This window comes from Acidovorax sp. LjRoot74, from assembly GCF_964254355.1.
Lineage (GTDB): Bacteria > Pseudomonadota > Gammaproteobacteria > Burkholderiales > Burkholderiaceae_C > Acidovorax.
Window position 1 is genome coordinate 1492819 of sequence record NZ_CAXUTI020000001.1, and the last position, 17977, is coordinate 1510795.

15 protein-coding genes are annotated in these 17977 nt (G+C 67.4%); 10 read left to right on the forward strand and 5 right to left on the reverse strand.

From position 1 onward, the window contains the following. The first annotated feature begins 113 nt into the window (after positions 1-113). From yghU to ACSQ3O_RS06875, 3 genes are all read left to right on the forward strand, one after another. On the forward strand, positions 114-1019 hold the full coding sequence (yghU, locus tag ACSQ3O_RS06865) for a glutathione-dependent disulfide-bond oxidoreductase (protein WP_436138307.1): 906 nt from the start codon (positions 114-116) through the stop codon (positions 1017-1019). Positions 1020-1041: 22 nt separating this feature from the next. After that, complete coding sequence (locus tag ACSQ3O_RS06870; RefSeq protein ID WP_436138308.1) at positions 1042-1674, forward strand: glutathione S-transferase family protein; 633 nt, start codon at positions 1042-1044, stop codon at positions 1672-1674. A gap of 86 nt (positions 1675-1760) precedes the next feature. After that, on the forward strand, positions 1761-2687 hold the full coding sequence (locus tag ACSQ3O_RS06875; protein ID WP_436138309.1) for a LysR family transcriptional regulator: 927 nt from the start codon (positions 1761-1763) through the stop codon (positions 2685-2687). Between the two features lie 64 nt (positions 2688-2751). Here the strand turns inward: ACSQ3O_RS06875 and ACSQ3O_RS06880 are convergent, their stop codons facing one another. Next, positions 2752-3975, reverse strand: coding sequence for a D-amino acid dehydrogenase (locus ACSQ3O_RS06880; protein ID WP_436138310.1), 1224 nt, complete (start codon positions 3973-3975; stop codon positions 2752-2754). Positions 3976-4311: 336 nt separating this feature from the next. On the opposite strand from ACSQ3O_RS06880, the gene ACSQ3O_RS06885 reads away from it, so the two are divergent. Together ACSQ3O_RS06885 and ACSQ3O_RS06890 are read left to right on the forward strand one after the other, a co-directional pair. Then, positions 4312-5202, forward strand: coding sequence for a transporter substrate-binding domain-containing protein (locus tag ACSQ3O_RS06885; protein ID WP_436138311.1), 891 nt, complete (start codon positions 4312-4314; stop codon positions 5200-5202). A gap of 12 nt (positions 5203-5214) precedes the next feature. After that, positions 5215-6003, forward strand: coding sequence for an aspartate/glutamate racemase family protein (locus tag ACSQ3O_RS06890; RefSeq protein WP_436138312.1), 789 nt, complete (start codon positions 5215-5217; stop codon positions 6001-6003). Positions 6004-6073: 70 nt separating this feature from the next. Here ACSQ3O_RS06890 and ACSQ3O_RS06895 read toward each other — a convergent pair whose 3' ends face one another. Then, the gene (locus tag ACSQ3O_RS06895; RefSeq protein WP_436138313.1) at positions 6074-8464 is read right to left on the reverse strand and encodes a PAS-domain containing protein; all 2391 of its coding nucleotides are present in this window, start codon (positions 8462-8464) and stop codon (positions 6074-6076) included. A gap of 286 nt (positions 8465-8750) precedes the next feature. Here ACSQ3O_RS06895 and ACSQ3O_RS06900 point away from each other — a divergent pair, with 286 nt between their 5' ends. Both ACSQ3O_RS06900 and ACSQ3O_RS06905 read left to right on the forward strand, forming a co-directional pair. Continuing rightward, a complete protein-coding gene (locus ACSQ3O_RS06900) occupies positions 8751-9647 on the forward strand; it encodes a dienelactone hydrolase family protein (protein ID WP_137746117.1) in 897 nt (298 codons plus the stop codon). Between the two features lie 145 nt (positions 9648-9792). Further along, a complete protein-coding gene (locus ACSQ3O_RS06905) occupies positions 9793-10629 on the forward strand; it encodes a ZIP family metal transporter (RefSeq protein WP_436138314.1) in 837 nt (278 codons plus the stop codon). A gap of 165 nt (positions 10630-10794) precedes the next feature. On the opposite strand, the gene ACSQ3O_RS06910 is transcribed toward ACSQ3O_RS06905, so the two are convergent. Further along, positions 10795-11544, reverse strand: a complete 750-nt coding sequence (locus tag ACSQ3O_RS06910) for a LytR/AlgR family response regulator transcription factor (protein ID WP_436141085.1) — start codon at positions 11542-11544, stop codon at positions 10795-10797. A gap of 8 nt (positions 11545-11552) precedes the next feature. Then, complete coding sequence (locus ACSQ3O_RS06915; RefSeq protein WP_436138315.1) at positions 11553-12812, reverse strand: sensor histidine kinase; 1260 nt, start codon at positions 12810-12812, stop codon at positions 11553-11555. A 52-nt stretch (positions 12813-12864) separates the two neighbouring features. Here ACSQ3O_RS06915 and argH point away from each other — a divergent pair, with 52 nt between their 5' ends. From argH to ACSQ3O_RS06930, 3 genes are all read left to right on the forward strand, one after another. After that, a complete protein-coding gene (argH, locus tag ACSQ3O_RS06920; RefSeq protein WP_436138316.1) occupies positions 12865-14355 on the forward strand; it encodes an argininosuccinate lyase in 1491 nt (496 codons plus the stop codon). 167 nt (positions 14356-14522) lie between these two features. Continuing rightward, positions 14523-15515 carry a Bug family tripartite tricarboxylate transporter substrate binding protein gene (locus ACSQ3O_RS06925; RefSeq protein ID WP_436138317.1) on the forward strand — a complete coding sequence of 331 codons (993 nt, stop codon included), beginning with the start codon at positions 14523-14525 and terminating at the stop codon, positions 15513-15515. 150 nt (positions 15516-15665) lie between these two features. Beyond that, complete coding sequence (locus tag ACSQ3O_RS06930) at positions 15666-17108, forward strand: diguanylate cyclase domain-containing protein (protein WP_436138318.1); 1443 nt, start codon at positions 15666-15668, stop codon at positions 17106-17108. Positions 17109-17149: 41 nt separating this feature from the next. On the opposite strand, the gene ACSQ3O_RS06935 is transcribed toward ACSQ3O_RS06930, so the two are convergent. Next, on the reverse strand, positions 17150-17752 hold the full coding sequence (locus tag ACSQ3O_RS06935; RefSeq protein WP_436138319.1) for a hypothetical protein: 603 nt from the start codon (positions 17750-17752) through the stop codon (positions 17150-17152). Positions 17753-17977: the final 225 nt, after the last annotated feature.

Sequence of the window (17977 nt, forward strand, 5' to 3'; positions counted from 1 at the left end):
AGATTCGCCAACGTGCGTTCGCCCAGACCAAGGCTTGATTCAACCCAATAGCTAAACTCATTTAGCGACCTCTGGCCCAAGGCCAGCTTTCTACTCTCAGTATGGAGTTCTGAATGCCCGACCCCACCCCCTACGCTCCCCCCGCCATCTGGCAATGGAACAAAGAAAACGGCGGCCAGTTCGCCAGCATTAACCGCCCCATCGCCGGGGCTACGCACGATAAAGAGCTGCCTGTGGGCAAGCACCCGTTGCAGCTGTATTCGCTGGGCACGCCGAATGGCGTGAAAGTGACCGTCATGCTGGAAGAGCTGCTGGCGCTGGGCCACAGCGGGGCGGAGTACGACGCGTGGCTGATTCGTATCAACGAGGGGGCGCAGTTTGGCAGCGGGTTTGTGTCTGTGAACCCCAACTCCAAAATCCCCGCGCTGCTGGACCGCACCGACCCTACCAACCCCGTGCGCGTGTTCGAGTCGGGCGCCATCCTGATGTACCTGGCGGAGAAGTTCGGCAGCGCCTTCTTGCCCAAGGACGGCGCGGCGCGGGCGGAGTGCTTGTCTTGGCTGTTCTGGCAGATGGGCAGCGCGCCGTTTGTGGGCGGCGGATTCGGACATTTCTATGCTTATGCCCCGGTCAAGATCGAGTACGCGATTGACCGCTATGCGATGGAAGCCAAGCGCCAGCTCGATGTGTTGAACCAGCGCCTGGCCGTGACCGAGTACGTGGCGGGCGATGAATATACGGTGGCCGATATTGCGATCTGGCCCTGGTACGGCCTGCTGGTAAAGGGCCAGGCCTACAACGCGGGCGAGTTTTTGCAGGTGCACGAATACACGCATGTGGTGCGCTGGGCCGAGCAGATTGCCAAACGCCCGGCGGTGCAGCGAGGGCGCAAGGTGAACCGTGTGCAGGGCGACCTGGCCAGCCAGTTGCGCGAGCGGCATGATGCGAGCGACTTTGACACCAAGACGCAGGACAAGATCGAGGCAGCGGCGGCCGCGTCTTCGCCGTCCGCCGCCTGACTGGATCGCAAGGCGCCACACCATGATCACCTTGTACGACTGCGCCACGGCGCCCAGCCCGCGCCGCGCGCGCATCCTGTTGGCGGAAAAGGGCGTGCCCCACAACACCGTACAGGTGGACCTGCGCAATGGCGAGCAACTGGGCGAGGCCTACCGCCAGATCAACCCGCAGTGCACCGTGCCTGCGCTGCGCACTGAAGAGGGGTTGCTGCTGACCGACAACGCTGCCATCACGGCGTATGTGGAGGCCCGCTACCCGCAGCCCGCCCTACTGGGCGAAACGCCCGCGGAAAAGGCCGAGATCGCAAGCTGGAACTGGCGCATGGAGTTCGAGGGTCTGCAGGCCATTGCCGAGGCGCTGCGCAACAGCGCGCCCGCCATGGCCAACCGGGCGCTGCCCGGAGCGGTGGACTACCCACAAATCCCAGCCCTGGCCGAGCGTGGGCTGGTGCGGGTGGGGCAGTTCTTCCAGCTGCTCAACGAACGCTTGGCGGGTCGCGACTTCATTGCCGCTGACCGCTTCAGCGTGGCCGACATCACCGCTGTGGTGGCGGTGGACTTTGCGCGGGTGGTCAAGCACAAGCCGGGGGAGCAACACCCGCATTTGCTGCGCTGGCGCGCGGCCATGGCGCAGCGGCCGTCGATGTCGCTCTAGCTATCGCGCTGCTCCAGTCCCCGTTTTAGTCGCAATGGGTGGATGCAAGGATTGCGCATCGGGCCTGTTCCTTGCATTGTTAGTTGATGCGCCTTCGCCACATAGAAGTCTTCAACGCCGTCATGCTCACCGGCAGCGTGAGCGCGGCTGCCCGCCTCATCAACGTCACGCAGCCTGCGGTCAGCCGCATCCTGGCGCATGCTGAATTGCAGCTGGGCTTTCCGCTGTTTCACCGGCTCAAGGGCAAGCTGGTGCCCACCACCGAGGCGCAGACGCTGTACCCGCACATCGAGCGCCTGTTCACCCAGCTCGACGATGTTCAGCGCCTCGCCAACAGCCTCAAGAGTGACCAGCGCGAGGGCGAGTTGCACATCCTGAGCGTGTTGGCCCTGAGCTACGAGGTGTTGCCGCGTGCGCTGCGGTTCTTTCGCCAGAAGCACCCCGATGTGAAGGTCACCATCGATGCGCTGCACTCGCCACAGATCGTCTCGGCCCTGGTGCTGCAGGAGGCAGACGTGGGCTTTGTGTTCAGCGCCATTGCCCACCCGGCGCTCACACAAGAGCACTTGGCTGATGGCCGCATGGTGTGCGTGGCGCCCAAGGGCATGCTGGGTGCGGCGCTGCTGGTGGCGGGTGTGGTGCACCTGTCTGACCTGGCAGATACCCCTGTGGTGCGGCTGGATGTGCGTGACCCTATCGGCACGGTGGTCAACCATGCCTGCCGCGAAGCGGGGGTGGGGCTGCAGACAGCGATCACGGTGCAGACTTATCACGCTGCGCTGGCATTGGCGCACCATGGCCACGCAGTGGCGGTGGTGGACAGCTGCACGGCCGCGTCGGCCGACCGCAGCAAGGTGGAGGTGCTGGCGCTGGCGCCCCACATTGCTGTGCCCATTAATTCGCTGCGCACTGTGAACCGGCCCAGCTCGCTGCTGGCCAGCGCCATGACGCAATGCATGCGGCAGGCGGTGGCAGAAACCATGGCCTCCGTCGATTTACCCGACGTGGAGTAGTGCGCGCCGGGCCGTGTTGCGCAGGGCTTGTTCGCGATCCCTCACGAGATCGTGAGCAACGATCTCAGGCGGGTGCCAGCAGTTCGGCGACCTGTGCCGCTGTGCCAAACGCCAGCGTGAAGCCCAGCGAGCCATGGCCGGTGTTGAGCAGCAGGTTGTCGGGCCCACTGGCGTGTGGGCCCACCACGGGCAGGCCGGTGGGTGTGGCGGGGCGCATGCCGGTCCAGGGGCGCAGCTCCTCAAACTCGCTGCAGCCCGGGAACAGCGCGCGTGCGGCGTTGCACAGGTTCTCGATGCGTGCGGGCGGGATGCGGGCGTCATGCCCCACCAGCTCGGCCATGCCCGCCACGCGCAGGCGGTGGCCAATGCGTGCAAAGACCACCTTGCGGGCGGCATCGGTCACGTTGACGCGGGGCACCGTGCCAGGGGCGGCGTTGGCCCCGGTGGTATCGAGCGTGATGCTGTAGCCCTTGAGCGGATACACCGGCAGGCGAAGCCCCAGCGTGCGGGCCACCGCGTGGCTGTGGCTGCCCAGCGCCAGCACAAACTGCTGGGCTTCGACCAAACCGGTGCTGGTCTGCACGGCCGCAATGCGACGGCCCTGGCGCACAAAACCCCGGACCTGTGCCCCCAGCAGAAACCGCACGCCACGCGCGGCCAGCACGGCCTGCAGCCCCTGGCACAGCTTGAGGCAGTCGGCTGCGCATTCGCTGGGGGTGTAGATGGCACCGGCGATGCGGGATTGGTAGTGGTGCAGCGCGGGCTCGATCTCAGCGCAGCGGGTGGCCGACACGGCCTGCTGTTGGCTGCCCCAGGCCCGTTGCAGCTCCATCTGCCTCTGGGCGGCGGCCAGACCGGCGGGCGTGTCGTACAGCACCAGCTTGCCGGTGCGGGAGAAGTCGCAGTCGATGGACTCGGCCTGCAGCATGGCTTCGAGCCCGTGGCGGCTCAGTGCGGCCAGGGCCAGCAGGCGTTCGGTGCTGCGTTCGGACGTGTGCCGGTTGCATGCGCGCAAAAAGGCAAGGCCCCAGTGCCACTGGTGTGTGTCCCACTGCGGACGCAACTTGAGCGGGGAGCTGGGCGACAGCAGCAGGCGGGGCAGCTGGCGCCAGATGCTGGCGTCGGCCAGAGGTTGCACATAGCTGTAGCTGAGTTGGGCGCCGTTGCCGCCACTGGCGCCCATGCCAGGCCGGGCCTGGTCGATGACGGTGACCTGCAAGCCGCGCTGCTGGAGTTCATACGCCGTGGCCAGGCCGACAATGCCTGCGCCCAATACACATACCTGCATCTTGTGGGGAATGGATGGTTGACTGATTGCAGGCCAATGTAGGGCGCGGTCTGCGCTTTGAACAATGCCAATGCCGAGCCTGCCTATGCCGGTAAGTTATGTGCTTCAGCCTCCATCGCCCCAGGCCTGGCCTTTGCGTGGGGCGTAGCGCAGATGGTGCGTGCTGAAGCAATTTGGTGCAGTGTTGTGCACCGCAAAAGGGCCATAACTTTTCATCATGACGCACCCCCGCGAATGAATTGTTCAACGGCGCCGCGAGTTTTTACAGTGCCCCTGCGTTCTGTTTTTCCTCAACCCGCGTACCCGCTTACCTGCTTTTTTTGCAAAGGGATCCCCATGAAGCTCTCCGCCGTCACGTCTGCTGCCCTGGTGTGGGTTGGCCTGCTGTCCTGCACCGTGGCCCATGCCGACACCCTCAAGAAGATTGCCGACTCGGGCAAGATCACGCTGGCCTACCGTGAGTCGTCGGTGCCCTTCAGCTACCTGTCGGGCCCGGGTGTGCCCGTGGGGTTTTCGGTGGACATTTCCAACGCGGTGGTGGACGCGGTGAAGAAGCGCCTGAACAACCCGGCCATCAAGGTGGAGCTGCAGGCCGTGACATCGCAGAACCGCATTCCGCTGCTGACCAACGGCACCATTGACCTGGAGTGCGGATCGACCACCAACAACACGGTGCGTGGCAAGGATGTGCAATTTGCCATCAACTACTTCTACACCGGCACACGCCTGCTGACCAAGAAGACCTCGGGCGTCAAGAACTACGCCGACCTGGCCAGGAAGAAGGTGGCCAGCACCTCGGGGACCACCAACGCGCAGGTCATCCGCAAGTACAACCGCGACAACAATCTCGACATGGACATCGTGCTGGGCAAGGACCATGACGACTCCCTGTTGTTGGTGGATTCGGGGCGGGCTGAGGCTTTTGCGATGGACGACATCCTGCTGTTTGGCCTGATGGGCAATCAGCGCAACCCTGCCGAGTGGACGGTGGTGGGCGATTCACTGCAAGTGGAGCCCTACGCCTGCATGCTGCGCAAGGACGATCCGCAGTTCCAGGCGCTGGTCAACGGCGTGATCGGCGGGATGATGAAGTCCGGCGAATTCGACAAGCTCTACAGCAAGTGGTTCATGTCGCCCGTGCCGCCGCGCAACCAGAATCTGAACCTGGCCATGAGCAAAGAGCTGCGCGAGAACCTGGTGGCGCAGAGCGACAAGCCCGCACAGTAAGCCGGAGCGCGTATGTCTTTGGTGTCTGCAAGCCCCACGCACGTCCCGCAGGTGGTGGGCATCCTGGGCGGGATGGGCCCGGCTGCCGGGGCGGATTTTGTGCGCCTTTTTGTGCAGGCCTGCACAACACGCATGGAGGTGCTGGGTATTCCGGTGCGTGATCAGGCCTACCCCGAGCACTGGCTGGCGCAGGTGCCCATCCCGGACCGCACGGCCGCGCTGAACGACACGCGCCCCGGTGCCCACCAGCCAGCAGACCCGATGCTGCAGGCCACCGGGCGGCTGGCCGCGCTGGGGGCGCGGGTGGTGGCGATTGCCTGCAACACGGCCCACGCGTGGCACGGCATCCTGCAGCAGCGGTTTCCGCAGATGGTGGTTTTGCACGGTGTGCAGGAGGTGGTGGCCGAGCTGTCGGCGCGCAAAGTGCAGGGCGTGGGGCTGCTGGCCACGCGCGGTGCCTACGATGCCGGTCTGTACCAGCGCGAGCTGGAGCGTGCACGCATCGCCTGCTTTTTGCCCGAAGACCCCGAGCGCGAGCAGCTGATGCAGGGCATCTATGAAGGTGTGAAGGCGGGCAACTACCCCTTGGCGCGCCAGCGCTTTGAAGCCGTGTCGATGGCGCTGCAGGAGCGCTACGGCGTGTCCACGCTGATCATGGGCTGCACCGAGATTCCGCTGGCGCTGTCAGAGCACCCCCGGCTGGAAGGGATAGCGCTGGTGAACCCCTCGGTGGTGCTGGCCTCGGCGCTGGCCCGGCATGCCTACTGCGATATGGTCACCGTGGGCATTGCCCAGGCCTGAAAGTTTTCAGTCCGGGAGCCTTGAGGGTCACCGCAGGCGGCGTGTGTGGCGCATTGGGCCCCCAGCAGGATCAGCCCGCCTCGTCAAACACCTCCAGCCGGTTGCGGCCGCCATGTTTGGCGCGGTACAGGGCCGCGTCGGCGGACTGCACCAGGCTGTCTGGCTGGGCCCCAGGGCGCGGCACCACGCTGGCCACCCCCGCACTGAGCGTGATGATGGGCGCCGTGGGCGAGCGGGGGTGGGCCAGGGCGGCTGCGCGCAGGCTGTCCATGCAGCGCTGGGCGGCCGTCACCGCATCGGCCACGGTGGCGTCGGGCAGCAGCAGCACAAATTCTTCGCCGCCATACCGCGCAGCAATTTCGTCCGCACGGCGGATGTTGCCCTGCAGCAGCTGGGCCACGCGGCGCAGGCATTCATCGCCCGCCAGGTGGCCGTAGTGGTCGTTGTAGAGCTTGAAATGGTCGATGTCGATCAGCACCACGGCCAGTGGCAAGTGGTGGCGCCCGCAGCGCATCCACTCGGCGGCCAGCCGCTCGTCAAAGCGGCGCCGGTTGCTGATGCCGGTCACGCCGTCGGTGGTGGACAGCAGGGCCAGCTTGGCGTTGGCGGCGGCCAGTTCCTGCTCCTTGCGCACCAGCTGGGTCACATCGGTGCGCACACCGGCGATGCCGCCTTGGGGCGTGCGCCGCTCGTCGGCCTGCAGCCAGCGGCCCTCGGGCAGGCGCTGCAGCACGGCCTGGTTGGCGGCACGGTGGTCGGCCACGCGCTGGGCGACCCAGCCCTCTTCGTTGCCCACGGCGTCCAGGTACTGGCCCCGCTCGGCGCCGTAGCGTGCAATCTGCTCGAAGGTGCTGCCTGGCACGATCACCGGTGCGGAGATGGGGTAGAGCCTGCGGTACTGGGCGTTGCACACCACCAGCCGGTCGTCTGCATCAAACAGGGCAAACCCTTCGGGCAGCGATTCGACGGCGTCCTGCAGCAGCTCGCGCGCCTGCTGGGCGGCTTCCTGAGCGCTTTCCAGGGCCTGGCGCTGCTCGATCAGGTCGGTGATGTCCAGGCGCACGGCCACCACGTAGTTCTCGGGGGTGCGGGTTTCGTAGATGTTGATCCAGCGCCCGTCGGCCAGGCGCTGCACCAGGGTGGATGTGCGACTGCCATGCTCGGACAGGCGCTCGGCAATCCAGGCTTCCTCGCGGCCCTGGGCCGAAGGGATCAGGCCCCGCTCCACCGAGTAGCGCAGGATGTCGGCAAACCCTTTGCCCAGGTGCTCCGGGTAGTTCATGTGCGGGTACATGCGCGAGAGCTGCTGGTTGAAGAGCACCAGCCGGTCCTGCTCGTCAAAGATCTCGATGCTCACGGGCAGGGCCTCGACCGCACGCTCCAGAAGCTGCCGGATGCGCTGGTTTTCCTGGCGCGCGGCATCGACCTGGTGGCGCTGCTCGATCAGGTCGCTGATGTCCAGGCGCACCACCACCGTCATGCCCGAGGGCGTGCGGCTTTCGTGCATGTGCATCCAGGCGCCATTGGGGTAGTGGCGCACCTCGGGGCCGGGCCGGTGGCCACGCAGTGCCATTTCGTGTGCCAGCCACAGCTCTTCCTGGCCGCTGGCCTCCTCGGGGATGCCGTGGCGCAGGCCCGCGCGCAGCAGCTCTTCGTAGGTCTTGCCCAGCGAGTCGGCCACGGGCAGGTGCGGACGCAGGCGTGCCATCTGGTCGTTGCACAGCACCAGGCGGTCTTCTTCGTCGTAGATTTCGAGCCCGGCGGGCATGGCGTTGACGGCCTCGCGCAGGCTGCGTTCGGCGCGCTCGGCGTCGTGCAGCGCCTGCTTGAGTGCGCGCTCCTTGTGCACCACATCGGTGATGTCGGCACGCAGCACCACCACGCCGCCGCCTTCGGTGAGTCGCTCGGTGATCCGCATCCAGCGGTCGCCTTCGACTTCCTGCACCTCGGGCAGGTTGGGGGCGCGGTGGCGGGCCATGCGGTGGGCCAGCCAGGTGTCCACGTCGGGCCGGGCGTCCACGATGTGGCCGGAACGTGCGGCGCGGCGCAGCACATCCTCGAACAGGGTGCCGTAGTCGAGGGCCATCGAGGTGCCCGTGTTCACCTCTCGGTACTGGGCGTTGCACAGCACCAGGCGGTCGTCGGCGTCATAGATGGCCAGCCCGTCCGGCAGGATGTCGAGCGTGGCCGACAGCTGGGTGTTGGCGCGCTGTGCGGCCGCCTGGGCATCGTGGGCGGTGGCGCGCAGCGCCTGCACCTGCCGCACCAGCCACCATGACAGCAGGGCGCTGGCCAGCAGACCGGCGCCTGCGGTGGTGAACGCGATGCGGGTGACCAGGTCCATCGACCGGCTGGCCAGGGCCCAGGTCAGCAAGGCCAGGCCGCCGCTGCCACAAGCCCCCGCCACCAGCAACGCCAGCAGGTGTCCGCGCGGCAGGGTGGAGGGCGTGGTGCGGTGCATGCGGTGGGGCAGTCGCGGCTAGGGGCTGAGGGGCTGGTTTACCTGGCGGGTATGGGGTGGGTGGGTGGGGCGCACGCGGCAAAAGCCGGGCAGTTCGAAGAAAGTCTAGCAGTGCTGCCCCAATTTCGATACCCGAAAATGCCGCCCTGCGGTAAACCCCAGCAGGCTGCAGACGTCGCCTTGAGCCCGCTCCGGGGGCTGCCGCAAGGCGGCCTGCAAAACCCCGCAACAAGCCCTAGACTGCGGGGCTCGTCCCCTTCTTGGCCCCCTTTTTTGGAGAACCCCCATGTTCAATGACGACCTCCACGCCGATGCCCACGCCCTGTTGCCCGGGCGCACCACCGACGCGGGCGCCACCCGCCGCACCGCGCTGCAGGCGGCGCTGGGCCTTGGTTATGCGGCTGCAGCCGCGCCCATCATGGCCCAGACGGCCATTGCCACACCCGCCGATGGGCTCACGGTGGGGGAGGTGAGTTTCACCGTCAACGGCTTCAAGGTGCCCGCCTACCGCGCGGCGCCCGCGGGCAAGACGGGCCTGCCGGTGGTGCTGGTGGTCCAGGAGATTTTTGGCGTGCACGAGTACATCGCCGACACCTGCCGCCGGTTCGCCAAGGCGGGCTACCTGGCCATCGCGCCGCAGTTGTATGCGCGTCAGGGCGATCCCTCGCAGTACACCGAAATCGCCAAGCTCATGGCCGAGGTGGTCTCCAAGGTGCCCGATGCCCAGGTGATGGCCGACCTGGACGGCGCCGTGCAGTGGGCCGCCGCCAACGGTGGCGACGCGGCGCGTGTGGGCATCACCGGCTTTTGCTGGGGTGGCCGGATCACCTGGCTGTATGCCGCACATGGCCCGGTCAAGGCCGGTGTGGCCTGGTATGGCCGCCTGGTGGGCCAGGCCAGCGAACTCACGCCCAAGCACCCCGTGGACATCGCCCCCATCCTCAAGGCGCCGGTGCTGGGCCTGTATGGCGAAAAAGACACCGGCATCCCTCTTGACACGGTTGATAAGATGAAAGCTGCCCTGGCCGGTGGCTCGCCGCAGGCCAAGGCATCGGATTTTGTGGTGTACCCCGACGCGCCCCACGCCTTCCATGCCGACTACCGCCCAAGCTACCGCAAGGAAGCGGCCGAGGATGGCTGGAAGCGTGCGCTGGCCTGGTTCAAGGCCCAGGGCGTGGTGTGACCCCTCCCGCGTGACCGAGTCCGGCGCTGTGCCGGTGGGTTGACAGCAGCCGCCCCCACGGGGGCGGCTTTTTTGTCGCGGGTTGGGGTGTGTTTTTTGAAGAGAAAAATAGGCCTTTGCGCCTATCTATAAAGCGTATTTAGCTATGACTTTGGTAGCAATCATCCTGGCCACACTGGCCGCAGGCATTGGCAGCGTGTGGTTGGCCGCGCTGCTCATGCGGCTGGGCCTGGGCGGGCGGGCCGACAGCGTGGGGCCCCAGCACCTGCTCAGCCTGGCGGCGGGCGCGCTGCTGGCCACGGCCTTCATGCACCTGCTGCCCGAGGCGTTCGAGAGCCAGGCGGGCGCGCACGACCTGTTTGCCACGCTGCTAGTGGGCGTGGTGTTCTTCTTTTTGCTCGACAAGGCCGAGCTGTGGCACCACGGGCATGAACACAGCCACCCGGAGCCCGCACCGCAAGGCCACGGGCATTCCCACGATGCCCACCACGGCCATGACCATGGCCACGCCCACCATCACCACGGCCCGCGCTCGGGCGGGTGGGCCGTGCTCACCGGCGACAGCGTGCATTGTTTCGGCGACGGCATCCTGATCGCCTCGGCCTTCATGGCCGACCTGCGCCTGGGGGTGATTGCTGCCGTGTCGGTGCTGGCGCACGAGGTGCCGCACCACATGGGCGACCTGGTGGTGCTGCGCCAGACCAGCACCAACCGCCGCATGGCGCTGGTCAAGGTGTCGCTGGCCGGGGCGGTGACAGCGCTGGGCGGCGTGGTGGGCTACTTCCTGGTGGGGCAGCTGCAAGACCTTTTGCCCTACTTCCTGGCGGTGGCGTCCAGCAGCTTTGTGTATGTGGCGCTGGCCGACCTGATCCCCCAGCTGCAAAAGCGCCTCACGGCCAGGGAAACCATTGCGCAGATCACCTGGCTGATCGCGGGCATGGTGATCGTCACGCTGGTGAGCGGGGCGGCGCACGCGCATTGATGTTGCGGGTGGGTACCGGTGGGTGCCAGCCGGGCCTGGCCCCGCCTTTTCAGAGGGAGTAGCCCCCGACTACCGCCCCGGCAAGCCTATATTTGTCGATTGCTATATTGTTTGTAGCTAACTTCTTTTGATGGTAGCGCGGAGGGGCTCTAAAAAGCTTCCAATCTACCGCGCCAACTCTTCCCGCACCGCCGCCACCTGCCTGCGCGACACTGCCAGCAGCTCGGTCGATCCCTGCAGCCGCACGGCCCAGCCCTCGCCTTCTTCGGGGTCGTAGTGTTTTTCGAGCGCGCGCACGGCGCGGCGAGCCACCAGGGCATTGCGATGGATGCGCATGAAGCGTGGCGCGAACTTGATCTCGATCTCGCTGAGCGAGCCATCCATGATGTAGCTGCGGGTGGGGGTGCGCACGGTCACGTACTTTTGCTCGGCCTTGAAGTACAGCACCTCGGCCAGGGGCAGGCGCTCGGTGCGGCCCCGGTCCTGGATCAGCAGGGTTTCGCCCTCGGGTACGCTGGGGGCTGCGGCCGGAGCCGGGGCGCGGGCGCTGCGCTGCACCTTGGCCAGCGCCTGCTGCAGGCGCTCGCGGCGCACGGGTTTGGTGAGGTAATCCACGGCATCCAGCTCGAACGCGCTCACCGCATGGTCGGCGTGGGCCGTGACAAACACCACCGCCGGGGGCTGGGGCAGGGCCTGCAGCGCATGCGCCAGCGAGAGGCCGTCCTGCCCCGGCATGTGGATGTCCAGCAACACCAGGTCGAACGCGCGCCCCCCAGTGGGCCCCAACTGCGCCAGTGCCTCGCCCGCGTTGGCGGCCTCGGCCACGGAGATGCGCTGGGTGTCGGCGCAGTCGGACAGCAGGGTGCGCAGGCGGCTGCGGGCCAGGGCTTCGTCGTCAACGATGAGGATGTTCATGGCAGCGGTCATGGGGAGTGGGGATCGTCCGGGAGCGGATGCTCGTCAGGGGCTGCAACCGCCCCCCGGCGCAGCGGTGGCGCCCCCCGGCGCAGGGGGGGCCGCACGCGGGCCGGCTGGCCGGGGCGTTGTCTGGATTCGGGCAACGGCAGCGAGATGCGCACCTGGTACAGGCCATCCTGCACGCCCGCCGTGAATTCGCCCTGCACATCGTGCAGCAGCGCCAGCCGGGCCCGCACATTGGCCAGCGCAATGCCATGCCCTTTGCTACTGCCCGCGCCGGTGTCGTCGTGCGCGCCATGGCGGTTTTCCTTTGGAGGCAGGGTGTTGGTGATGCGCACCACCACGCGGCTGCCACGCAGCTCAGTCAGCACCCGCAGCTTGCCGCCGCGCGCACTGGGCTCCACGCCATGTTTGACGGCGTTCTCGACCAGCGGCTGCAGCAGCAGTGGGGGCAGGCGGGCGTTGTCGGTGCGCGGGTCCAGGTTCCACTGCACCTGCAGGCGTTTGCCAAAACGCACCTCCTCGATGGCGAGGTAGCGGCGCGCCAGCGTGATCTCTTCGGCCAGCGTGACCGATTCACCTTGCTCCACCAGGGCCACGCGGAACAGGTCGGAGAGGTCCTCCAGCAGCGATTCGGCCTTGGCGGGTTCTTCGCGCACCAGGGCGATGGCGCTGTTGAGGGTGTTGAACAAAAAATGCGGGCGGATGCGCGACTGCAGCTCGGTCAGGCGAGCCGTGGTGGCCGCCGGAGTGCGGCCCCGTGCGCGCAGCACCAGCGCGGCCACCAGCATCGCGGCCAGCAGGGCGCCCGTGGCCGCACTTGCCAGCCAGGGGGGCGAGGCGGCCATGCCCACCAGCGCCAGCATGCCGCAGCCATAGGCACCGGCCAGTGCGCCCAGCAGCACGCCGGCCGCATACTGCTGCGCGGTGGACAGGCGCTGCAGCACGGTCTTGAGGCTGCAGGCCGTGATCAGCCACACCAGCGTGGCGGGCAGGGCGCCGCCCGTGAGCAGCGCCAGGCTGGCCAGCCACTGTAGCGGGCTGCTGGCGCCATACATGGCCCCCACGCCCACCACCACCTCCACAAACAGCACGGCCCGCAGCACCACGCCGACCTGGCAGGCGTCAAACACCAGGGCCCGACCACGCGGCGGCTGCCCGCCCGGCCAGGCGCCCGCAGCGGCCCGCACGCTGCGCACGGACCGTTCTGGAGGCGCAGAATCCGGCAGCGGGGGCGGGGTCGATAAAATTTGCGTGTTTTGCATTGCGGCGCCCGGGTTGTCCGGGTGTCTGAACTTCCGGATTATTGCCCTCCTTATGTCCAAAGCCCAAGCCACCAGCGCTGACTCTGCGCCGTCCCACAACCAGCTCGACACCAAGGCCCAGGCCTGGTCGGCGCTGTTTTCCGAGCCCATGAGCGACCTGGTCAAGCGCTACACCTCCAGCGTGTTCTTCGACAAGCGCCTGTGGCAGGCCGACATTGCGGGCAGCCTGGCGCACGCCGAGATGCTGGCAGCCCAGGGCGTGATCTCTGCCGCCGACCACGCCTCCATCCAGAAGGGCATGGCACAGATCACCGCCGAAATCGAGTCCGGCGCCTTTGAATGGAAGCTGGACCTGGAAGACGTGCATCTGAACATCGAGGCGCGCCTGACCCAGCTGGTGGGCGACGCGGGCAAACGCCTGCATACCGGCCGCAGCCGCAACGACCAGGTGGCCACCGACGTGCGCCTGTGGCTGCGCGGCGAAATTGATTTGATCGGCGACCTGCTGAAAGAACTGCAGGTGTCGCTGGTGGATGTGGCCGAGCAGAACGTCGAGGTGATCCTGCCCGGCTTCACCCACCTGCAGGTGGCCCAGCCCGTGAGCTTTGGCCACCACATGCTCGCCTATGTGGAAATGTTCAAGCGCGACGCCGAGCGCATGGCCGACGTGCGCCGCCGCACCAATGTGCTGCCGCTGGGCAGCGCCGCGCTGGCGGGCACCACCTACCCGCTGGACCGCGAACGCGTCGCAAAAACCTTGGGCATGGTGGATGTGAACGGGTTCCCCGTGGTGTGCCAGAACAGCCTGGACGCAGTGAGCGACCGTGACTTTGCCATCGAGTTCACCGCCGCCGCCAGCCTGTGCATGGTGCACGTGAGCCGCCTCTCTGAAGAACTCATCATCTGGATGAGCCAGAACTTCGGCTTCATCAAGATTGCCGACCGCTTTACCACCGGCTCGTCGATCATGCCGCAGAAGAAGAACCCCGACGTGCCCGAACTCGCGCGCGGCAAGACCGGCCGCGTGGTGGGCCACCTGATGGGCCTCATCACGCTGATGAAGGGTCAGCCCCTGGCCTACAACAAGGACAACCAGGAAGACAAGGAGCCGCTGTTCGACACCGTGGACACGCTCAAGGACACGCTGCGCATCTTTGCCGAGATGGTCGGCGGCCAGTTGAACCCTGCCACCGGTAAGAAGGAAGGCGGCATCACCGTCAATCCGCAGGCCATGGAGCAGGCCGCACTCAAGGGCTACGCCACCGCCACCGACCTGGCCGACTACCTGGTGAAGAAGGGCCTGCCGTTCCGTGACGCGCACGAAACGGTGGCGCACGCGGTGAAGGCCGCCACCTCGCACAACTGCGACCTCTCGGAGCTGCCCCTCAACGTGCTGCAGGGTTTTCACCCGCAGATCGAGAAGGATGTCTACGAAGTGCTGAGCCTGCGCGGCTCGCTCAATGCGCGCAACACGCTGGGTGGCACCGCGCCCGCCCAGGTGCGTATCCAAGTCGCCCGCCACCGCGCGCGCCTGGAAAAATAAGGGCGGCGCCCTGAGGCGCTGCGCGCCGTCCTCCTTCCATCGCATGGCTGCGCAATGCGAGAAGGGGGATTCCGCCGCCGCAGTGCGGTGGCCGCTGGCCCGGGTCGTGCTTGGTGCACGGGCGATCCCCGCAGCCCTTTTTTTGTTGAATCAACCTGAGTTCTGCCATGACAACAACCTCCCGCCGCAAACTGCTGTCCCGCCTGGTGCGCACCGGTGCCTTTGTGGGCGCCGCACTGGCTGTGGGCCTGGCATCGGCCCAATCGGCCAAACCCATCCGCCTGCTTGTGGGTTTTCCACCCGGCGGCGGCACCGACGCCATTGCGCGCACGCTGGCCGAAAAACTCAAGGATGAGCTGGGCCAGCCCGTGGTGGTCGAGAACCGTCCCGGTGCGGGCGGCCAGATTGCCGCGCAGGCGCTCAAGGCCTCGGCGCCAGACGGCACCACGCTGTTCCTCACGCACGACCACACCATCTCCATCCTGCCCCAGGTGGTCAAGAACCCCGGCTTCGACCCCGCGCGCGACTTTGTGGCCGTGGGCGGCTTTGCCACCTTTGTGAACGCGTTTGCCGTCTCGGGTGGCACCCCCGCCAAGTCGTTCACCGAATACGTGGGCTGGCTCAAGGCATCGGGCGGTGGCAAGGGGGCGGTGGGCATTCCTGCCCCGGCGTCCACGCCGGAGTTCCTGGTCAAGCTGGTCGGGCAGAAGTACCAGCTGGACCTGGTGTCCGCACCCTACCGGGGCAGCGCCCCCATGATGGCTGACATGCTGGGCAACCAGATCAGCGCGGGCGTGGCCTCGGTGCAGGATTTCATGGAAAACCACAAGGCGGGCAAGGTGCGCGTGGTGGGCGTGCTGGGCACCAAGCGCCAGGCTGCGATGCCCGACGTGCCCACGTTCGATGAGATGGGCCTCAAGGGCTTTGAAGACCTGCCGTACTACGGCATCTACGCCCCCACTGGCACGCCGCAGAAGTTCGTCACCGACTTCTCGAATGCATTGGCCAAGGTGGTGGCCCAGCCCGATGTGCGCGACCACCTCACGGCCATGGGCCTCACGGTGGGCCATATGTCGCCCCAGCAACTGGCCGCGCGCGAGAAGGCCTACACCGAGGCCTGGGCGCGCATCATCAAGACCAGCGGCTTCGTGGCGCAGTAAGCCGGCCCAGGCAGGCCGGGGCTGGCGCCCAAGATGCGGGCGGGCCTGCCGCGCGCAGGCTGCGTTCGCTTATGCTGTGCCCGGCCTCCGCGCTCCGGGCGCAGTTCCGGTGTGCGAGGGGTCGCATTTTTTTGCACTCCTTCTTTTCCCATGCCCACCAGCCGCCTTCCTTCCAACTGGATCCAGCATCGGTACCTGCCCCTGGTGGTGGGGGTGTGCAGCGGCGCGCTGGCCGCGCTGCTGGCCTGGGTGGTCATCGACATTTCGCACACCAAGGCCCGGGCCGAGATTGCGGCCCAGGCGCAAAGCCACCTGCTGCAGATCCGCGATCGGCTGGACCGGCAGCTGCAAAGCACCTTGTCGGTGCCTGAAACGGTGGCTGCCTTCATTGCCGCGCAGGGCAGCATGGCGCCCGACATCTTTGCCACCGTGGTCGGCCGCCTGCTGGAGCACCAGCGCAACATCCGCAACCTGGCGCTGGCGCCCGACAACGTGATCGCCGACGTGTATCCGCGCGTGGGCAACGAGCGCGCCATCGGCCTGCGCTACCTGGACAATCCACAGCAGCGCGGCGCCGTGGAGCGGGCCATCCAGTCCCGCCGCACGGTGGTGGCGGGCCCCATCCCCCTGGTGCAAGGGGGGCTGGGCATTATCAGCCGCACGCCCGTGTTTCTGGCCCACCCGCCCGAGCGGCCGCCCGTGGGCGGGCCGCAGTACTGGGGCATCGTGTCGCTCACGGTCAATGCCGACACCCTGTTTGCCGACGTGGGGCTCAACTCCGAGCAGATGGGCTTTCAGGTGGCGGCGCGGGGCCTGGACGCCATGGGCGCGCAGGGCGCAGTATTTGTGGGCCGCCCCCAGCTGTTTGACGAAGCCCCGGCCACGCTCGATGTGCCGCTGCCCGGCGGCGGCAGCTGGATTTTGGGGGCTGTGCCCACGGGCGGCTGGGGCGCCGCAGGCCGTGCGCCCGCATTGGTGGTGATGCTGGCCTATGCCTTTGCGCTGGTGCTGGGTCTGCTGAGTGCGCGGCTGGTGCGAGCGCACCAGCAGGTGCTGGCCCTGGCCAGCCACGACCGCCTCACGGGGCTGCCCAACCGGCGCCTGTTTGAAGACCGCCTGTCGCAAGCCGTGCTGGCGGCCTACCGCGACCACCGCGCCGGTGCGCTGCTGCTGGTGGACCTGGATGGCTTCAAGGCCGTCAACGACAGCCTGGGCCATGGCAGTGGCGACCAGGTGCTGGTGCGTGTGGCGCAGCGCCTGACGGGGCTGGCGCGCGCCAGCGACACGGCGGCCCGCCTGGGGGGCGATGAATTTGCGCTGGTGCTCAACGCCGTGGCCTCGCCCGAGGCCGCCATGGAGCAGGCGCACAAAGTGCTGGCGGCGCTGGTGGCGCCCATCGGGCTCGACAACGGCCAGCATGTGCTCACGGGGGCCAGCATCGGTGTGGCGCTGTTCCAGGGCCCGGCGGTGGAGTCCCTGTCCGCGCTGATGGACCGTGCGGACCGCGCGCTCTACGCCAGCAAACATGGCGGCAAGGGTCAGGCCACGTTGGCCGATGCACCGGCGGGCGGTGTCACGGCGCAGCCGGGCTGACCGGCTGGGGCGTGCGCTGGCGCACCCCCATCGCTCATTCGTCAGTGCAGGGCCACCTGGGGTTCGCTGCGGGGCGTGCCGCCCAGGCCCATCTTCTTGCCCGCCTCGGGTGGTGGCAGCACGGCGGGCAGGCCCAGCGCCTGAATAGCCAGTTCGCGGTGCCAGCCCTGGATGTGCTGCAGGTGGTGCTCCTCGTTTTTCTCCACAGCCTTGTGGGCGGCCTTCAGCGTCTGGCCCACGTCGCCCACGGCCACCCGGGCCACCCGGCCCAGCAGCTCCCAGTTGGCGTGGTCCTTGGTTTCGGCGTGCAGCACACATTCGCAGGCCACGCGCTGGGCGGTGTCCGGGTCGCTGGTGCGCTGGGCGGTCTCAATGGCTTGCACCCAGGCGTCGCCCAGTTGCCGGACCACGGCCCGCGCGGCCGTGGGGGCCTGTGGGTCCAGGCCCAGCGCGTCGCACATGCGGCGCACCACGCCCTGGTGCGCCTGGCTGTCTCTCAGGTAGCCCTGCCATTCTTTCTTCAGGGCGGGGTGGTGGGCGCAGGCAAGGGCGGCGCGGTACACCCTCTCGCCCACCTGTTCGGTCTCCATCATCTGCAGCACCAGCTCGTCCAGCTGGTGGCTGTCGTAATGCACGCGGTTCATGGCATCTCCTTGCAGTGGGATTGGCGTGGGCCGCGCGCTAGGCAGGGGGAGGGCCGCGCAACGCAGCAGCTTGGAACAGGTTTTTTTGCCAGTGTGCGCACTTTGGGCGGGCCTGTCCATCGGGAGAAAAGCCCGATGGCTACCCCAGCTGCCTGCATCGCGGACCCTATACGTAAGCGCTTGCAACGCTGCGCTGGCCCAGGTGCCGTTTTGTTACGCTCGCAG

What these genes read in the sequence shown, in the direction of transcription:
- ACSQ3O_RS06890 (WP_436138312.1), top strand. Translation starts at nt 5,215, where the DNA reads ATGTCTTTGGTGTCTGCAAGCCCCACGCACGTCCCGCAGGTGGTGGGC.
- argH (WP_436138316.1), top strand. Translation starts at nt 12,865, where the DNA reads ATGTCCAAAGCCCAAGCCACCAGCGCTGACTCTGCGCCGTCCCACAAC.
- ACSQ3O_RS06925 (WP_436138317.1), top strand. Translation starts at nt 14,523, where the DNA reads ATGACAACAACCTCCCGCCGCAAACTGCTGTCCCGCCTGGTGCGCACC.
- ACSQ3O_RS06870 (WP_436138308.1), top strand. Translation starts at nt 1,042, where the DNA reads ATGATCACCTTGTACGACTGCGCCACGGCGCCCAGCCCGCGCCGCGCG.
- ACSQ3O_RS06910 (WP_436141085.1), bottom strand. Translation starts at nt 11,544, where the DNA reads ATGAACATCCTCATCGTTGACGACGAAGCCCTGGCCCGCAGCCGCCTG.
- ACSQ3O_RS06930 (WP_436138318.1), top strand. Translation starts at nt 15,666, where the DNA reads ATGCCCACCAGCCGCCTTCCTTCCAACTGGATCCAGCATCGGTACCTG.
- ACSQ3O_RS06905 (WP_436138314.1), top strand. Translation starts at nt 9,793, where the DNA reads ATGACTTTGGTAGCAATCATCCTGGCCACACTGGCCGCAGGCATTGGC.
- ACSQ3O_RS06915 (WP_436138315.1), bottom strand. Translation starts at nt 12,812, where the DNA reads ATGCAAAACACGCAAATTTTATCGACCCCGCCCCCGCTGCCGGATTCT.
- ACSQ3O_RS06880 (WP_436138310.1), bottom strand. Translation starts at nt 3,975, where the DNA reads ATGCAGGTATGTGTATTGGGCGCAGGCATTGTCGGCCTGGCCACGGCG.
- ACSQ3O_RS06875 (WP_436138309.1), top strand. Translation starts at nt 1,761, where the DNA reads ATGCGCCTTCGCCACATAGAAGTCTTCAACGCCGTCATGCTCACCGGC.
- ACSQ3O_RS06895 (WP_436138313.1), bottom strand. Translation starts at nt 8,464, where the DNA reads ATGCACCGCACCACGCCCTCCACCCTGCCGCGCGGACACCTGCTGGCG.
- yghU (WP_436138307.1), top strand. Translation starts at nt 114, where the DNA reads ATGCCCGACCCCACCCCCTACGCTCCCCCCGCCATCTGGCAATGGAAC.
- ACSQ3O_RS06900 (WP_137746117.1), top strand. Translation starts at nt 8,751, where the DNA reads ATGTTCAATGACGACCTCCACGCCGATGCCCACGCCCTGTTGCCCGGG.
- ACSQ3O_RS06935 (WP_436138319.1), bottom strand. Translation starts at nt 17,752, where the DNA reads ATGAACCGCGTGCATTACGACAGCCACCAGCTGGACGAGCTGGTGCTG.
- ACSQ3O_RS06885 (WP_436138311.1), top strand. Translation starts at nt 4,312, where the DNA reads ATGAAGCTCTCCGCCGTCACGTCTGCTGCCCTGGTGTGGGTTGGCCTG.